Below are 5,674 nucleotides of genomic sequence, written 5' to 3' on the forward strand. Positions count from 1 at the left end.
CTGATTCAATTTTTACCCAAAGGAAATTTTACACCAGAATCGCTTACCAGTAGTTTAAGAGCCTACGGCGATTCGCTGTATGATTATGTTACGGTTGGTTTGTTTGCAAGATTACCTTATCAGTCTTTTCAGTTAATTGAACCTTCAAAAATTGTGGTAGATATTTTTGGTGCCACCAATAATACTAACTGGATAACACAATTGGAAAATGTAAAAGAAATAAAAAACGTTTATTACGAACAAAACGCCGAAGACATTTTCAGGGTTATAATTGAATTAAAACATCCGCAGCATTGGGGCCATCAAATTTATTACCGTGGCAATAATTTAATGATAAAAATAAAAAGGCAGCCGGAAAATTTATCGTTAAATAAATTAACCATTGCTGTTGATGCTGGCCATGGCGGCAGCAATACCGGCGCAGGCGGGCCAACTGGTTCATCAGAAAAAATGCTTACGCTTGCTGTGGCACTTAAACTGCAAAAAACTTTAGAACAGCAGGGAGCAAAAGTAATTATGACAAGAACCACCGAAAAATTTGTAGATAATAAAGACCGTATTTTATTTTACAGAGATAGTATGCCAGATCTGTTGATCAGCATACATTTAAATTCGGCAGGCGACCCGATCAGGGTTAGTGGCACCGGCACTTTTTACCGCTATATCGGTTTTAGAAATTTAAGCCATGATATTTATAAACGTATGCTGGAATTAGGGTTGAAAGAATACGGTAATACCGGCAGTTTTAATTTTATGCTCAACAGCCCCATCGAATACCCCAATGCATTAGTAGAAACTCTATTTATCAGCAACCCCGAAGACGAAATGAAAATATTAGATGAAGGTTTTCAACAGCAAATTGCAGATAAGATTGTACTGGGGATAAAGGATTTTTTGGAAGGATGTAAGAAGGGAGATAATTTGTAACAGTTTTGTTTGTAACAACTTTGTTTGCTGAGTTTATGAATATGGCAGATTTATCGGGCTGCATTTCTCAACTTAAAATTTTAGGCAACAACAATGCTGAATTTATAAATTGCCTGGGCAAAGGTTTTAAACCTGATGGCACCAGGCACCCACATTTTTTTTCTATGCTTGATGCTGATGAATTTGTGCTATGGGCAAATAAAATGCTTTATAAAAAATAAGTATCATTTCAACAACTCCAGCACCTTCCGCATTGCATCCTGGTTAAAATTATTTTTAAAAGATAACATGATATCTCTTTTCTCTCTTGCAGTTAAATGAAAATTAAGTGCAGCACCCTGTTCTTCTTTTTCGGGTACGTACATAAAAGTTATGCGGTGCAATACAGAATCTAATTCGTCGTGCATGTAACTGTATTTTTCAGTTTCAGAATAATCCTGCAATTTGTACCAGTTATGCTGCAGCATGGTTGCAGGTTTAACCAGTACATCTGTCATGCCAACACTTTCAAAAGGTTGTTGCCAGTTATCTTTTGTACGGTCCCTCATTTGCAAAATTAATATACCACCGGTATTTTGTGTTAACCAGTCTTTAAAATTTTCTATAAAACGAAGGCTGGTTTCCTGGCCAAAATTATCACGTAAACCTGCATCCATTACATCAATAACGGGCAGGCTTGGCAGCCAAACATTGGGTAACACATAAGGAAAGGTAGCATTCATACGCAACACTGTTAACAAGCGTATATTTTGCGGATCTTGTTTTGCGAACAGCGCATTAAAATCAACCGCATCGGGGCTTACAGTGGTATCGTTTGCATACAGCAACGGCTTCATCATAAAACTTATGGGCTGCGATGCAATCATCATTTTTCTGCCATCACGGGAAATGGTGCTGTTAAAAATTATCAGCGGAACTTTTGCCGCTTTTTCATCTGCTGCAAAATCTTTTATTTGCGTATTAAATAACCCGGCACTGTTTTCATTTAATTTTTGTTCAAATGCATAACCCCTGTCTTTTACATATTTATAATTACCTACTTTAAATTTTTGTGCAGGAGAAAAAATATCTCTTGCCAGCATAGATGAAAAAACAGGATTTAACAGATCTTCGGCAATATTATTGGTTAAGTTGGGGTGATGCAGGTTTTGTTTTACCGGGGCAGTTAAATTATTTCGATACAACTCACGGTAATAGGTGGCCGCCAGCATACCGCCGCTTGCCCCGCTGATAAGCATGGTGTGCTGCATTAATTTTCCATTGCTAATACTGTCTAACTGCTGCAGCGTATTCATTACAAAAGTGCCACTGCGTAAACCGCCACCGCTAACATTTATAAAAATCATTACCGGCTTTGGGCTGGTTTGTTTCTTTTTCCAGTTTTCTAAAACTTCAAGCATTGCGGCTTTATCTGCAGCAACTTTAGCAGGCGTACACAATTGCAGTAATGACTGTTTGCCGTAAACAGGCCGCTCATCTTTATTAGTATAATTTAAACCGTATGCTTTATTGCGGGGGTCAATAATATCGTTTTCGTATAAAATATCTACAAAAAAAACAAGCACAATAATAAAAGGCAAACTCCAGCTTTGTAAAAAATAAGTAAGGGCACCAATAAAAGCCGTCATTACTGCAAAAAAAATAAAAATGCTTGCAGCTGCCGGTACCTGAAAAACTTTATTGTCTAAAAAAAAACCAATGACAGCTAAAAAAATAAAAGCCAGTACAATACTAATTATTGCAGAGATATGATGGCGCTTAAATATCATATCCAAAAAATCCTGGCTGTAGTGCGAAACGTTCCTTGCTTTTCTAAGTCGGAATCTTCCGGTAAAATAATAGCCCACTTTCATTCCAAATCCTTCCTTTTGCGGATTTTCGGATGGATTATACGATTGATTAAATTGCTTTGGATTACCAATGATGGGCACAATACTGCGGAGTATTGTTTTTTCGGCACCGAAAAAATACGCAAACGAAACGGCCAGCAACAGAATAAAACCACCGAGCATGCCGGCAATAACTATGGCAATTTCTCCGGCATTCATCAGCTCTTTATTTTCATCAAAAGGAATTAATCTTATAAGATAAAATATAATAAATAACAGTGGCAGCACTGCATTATTAATGCAATATTTTAAAAATGGTTTTGATGCGGTGGCTAAAAATTTACAGCGTTTGCTGTGCAGGATAAAAGTGGTGATATTCCAGCTCATCATAAAAACACCCATTGCAATACCTACAATTGCAGCACCTAAGGCATTTACATTACCTAAATATTCCGGCGCAAAAAATAGCGCATCGGCGCCAAAATTTTTCATAAAACCGCTATTGATAGTGCTGCCCAGCACATACCAAAACACCAGCAACACCTGGTATTTTCTAAAATGAAGAATAAAAAGTTGTACAGGGAAAGAATAAAAAATATTATTCAACAACTGTTTCATATATGCGGCAGTTTTTTAAATGTACTAAAAATACAAACGCAGCATGAGACAGCTTTGTTGCCTTCTGTATAAAAACTATGTTTCAATAAATTATTTTATATCAGTTTATCGGGTGTAATGGGCAATTTCCGTATTCTTTTCCGGCTGCGTTCAATAGAGCTAAACTCCCGGAGGGTTATATCACTATAATTTAATTTTAGAGTCTATGCAAACCCCCCAAGAGTTTTTCAAATAACGAATAGCCTTTAAATTGTTTGTTATCAAATTAATTTATCGGGTGTAATGGGCAATTGCCGGATCCTTTTTCCGGTGGCGTTAAATACAGCATTAGCAATAGCTGCAGCCGAACCAATTAATCCCACTTCGCCCAAACCTTTTGATCCCATTGGATTAATGTAAGGATCAGGTTTATTTATAAACGTAACATCTATCTCCGGTACATCTGCATTAACAGGAATGTGATAACCTGCAAAATCGTTGGCAATTATTCTTCCGTAACGATGATCAATTTGCTGCTCTTCCATTAATGCCTGGCCAATGCCCCACACTACCGCACCTTTTATTTGACTGGCCGCAGTTTTTTCACTTACAATTTTTCCTGCATCAACACAACTTACAAAACGCTTTACCCTTACCACACCTGTATAGGCATGCACATGCACTTCGGCAAAATGCACCGCATAAGAATTAAAAGAATATTTTTTGCTTTCATCACCGCTGGCAGATGATTTGGTAATATCAATTTCAGTTACATTTTTATTACGCAGCAATTGTGTATAAGAAATTGTAACAGATGAATTATTTTTTAAAGAAAGAGATTCATCTTTAAAAATCACGTCTTCATATTTTGCATCTTTAAAATTATTTTCTATTTCAACAGCAAAAGAAAATAATTTTTTCTTTATCTCTTCACACACATCACTTACTGCAGAGCCAACCGACGCCAGTGTAAAACTTCCGCCCTGTGCCGGCGCATCAGGTAATGCAGAATTTCCTAATTCGAATTTTATTTTTTCTTTTGCAACAGCCAATACATTATTTGCAATGGCTACCATTGCTGTTGCGGTACCCGGACCCATATCGCTGGTAGCACTTTGTAATAAAAGATTTCCGTTAAGGTCTAATTTTCCTCTGGCCGTTGCTTTTAATCTGAACGCTCCCCATGTACCTACTCCCATGCCATGCCCAACCCACCAATCGCCGATTCTTGTTGCCTTTGGCTCCCCCTTTCTTTTTTCCCATTCAAATTTTTTAGCACCCATTTCATAACACTCTTTTAAAAAATTGCTCGACCAGGGCAAATTATCATCAATATCTTTTTCAGCATAATTTTTTAAACGCAATTGCAGCGGATCCATTTTTAATGCATGCGCCAGTTCGTCCATCGCACATTCCAATGCAAAAGCGCCGGTGGCTTCTCCGGGTGCCCTCATCCAAATGGGTGTGGCTAAATTTAATGAAACGGTTTTATATTTTGTTTCTAAATTTTTAAAATCATACAATACTCTTGTAATGCCGGTAATATTTTCACCAAATTTTTCATACATAGAAGTGTTGCCAATTGCTTCATGAACAAACCCTGTTATTTTTCCATCTGCCTCTGCACCCACAGCAATTTTTTGCCACGCCTGCGGACGATAACCTGTCATAGTAAACATTTGTGGCCTTGTAACAGCAACTTTAACAGCACGATTTAATTTTTTTGCAGCAATAATTGCAGCAATGGTATGCGGCCATACCCTTAAGCCACTTCCAAAACCACCACCTACAAATTCTGCCTGTACAAAAACATTTTCTTTTTTAAGGCCAAATGCATTTGCAATGGTACCCTGCACATCTTTTACAGAATGATTTTTATCGTAAACAGTTAGTTTATCATTACCATCCCAAATTGCAATAGTGGCATGCATTTCCATCGGGCTGTGCACTTCTATGGGTTGTGTATATTCCTGCTCTATTTTTACGGGTGCAGTTTTCCATGCGTTAGCATCACCCCTTATTTTATCATCAGAAAATTTTGTACTTTTTTCGCTGGCAACTGCTGCAGTAAAATCAGTGGCATGCACTTCTTTTGTATAAACCACTTTAATAAGAGATGCAGCATATTGTGCCTGCTCCAAATGATCTGCTACTACTAACGCAATGGGCTGGCCGTTACTGAAAATTTCTTTTGTATGAAAAATCCTTAAGCCCAGCCGGTTATCTTTTGCTTTTTTCTCATCATTCAGTTTTTCTACAGTAACAGTATTTTCATGCGTAATAATATCCAGTACGCCGGGTGCATTTTTTGCTTCTTTTAT

At 37.5% G+C, this 5,674-nt stretch carries 4 protein-coding genes; 2 read left to right on the forward strand and 2 right to left on the reverse strand.

Annotation, left to right across the window (positions count from 1 at the left end; genetic code table 11):
• Positions 1 to 927, forward strand: a 927-nt coding sequence (locus tag ACY65O_RS03050; RefSeq protein ID WP_462219379.1) for an N-acetylmuramoyl-L-alanine amidase, incomplete at its 5' end; no start/stop codon positions are given.
• Positions 928 to 962: 35 nt separating this feature from the next.
• The gene (locus ACY65O_RS03055) at positions 963 to 1,148 is read left to right on the forward strand and encodes a hypothetical protein (protein WP_462219380.1); all 186 of its coding nucleotides are present in this window, start codon (positions 963 to 965) and stop codon (positions 1,146 to 1,148) included.
• 3 nt (positions 1,149 to 1,151) lie between these two features.
• Here the strand turns inward: ACY65O_RS03055 and ACY65O_RS03060 are convergent, their stop codons facing one another.
• Positions 1,152 to 3,374 carry a hypothetical protein gene (locus ACY65O_RS03060; RefSeq protein ID WP_462219381.1) on the reverse strand — a complete coding sequence of 741 codons (2,223 nt, stop codon included), beginning with the start codon at positions 3,372 to 3,374 and terminating at the stop codon, positions 1,152 to 1,154.
• A gap of 260 nt (positions 3,375 to 3,634) precedes the next feature.
• Positions 3,635 to 5,674 (reverse strand): xanthine dehydrogenase family protein molybdopterin-binding subunit (locus ACY65O_RS03065; RefSeq protein ID WP_462219382.1); only part of this gene is annotated, 2,040 nt, incomplete at its 5' end.

Origin of the sequence: Ferruginibacter sp. (genome assembly GCF_031430955.1) — a bacterium.
Lineage (GTDB): Bacteria > Bacteroidota > Bacteroidia > Chitinophagales > Chitinophagaceae > Ferruginibacter.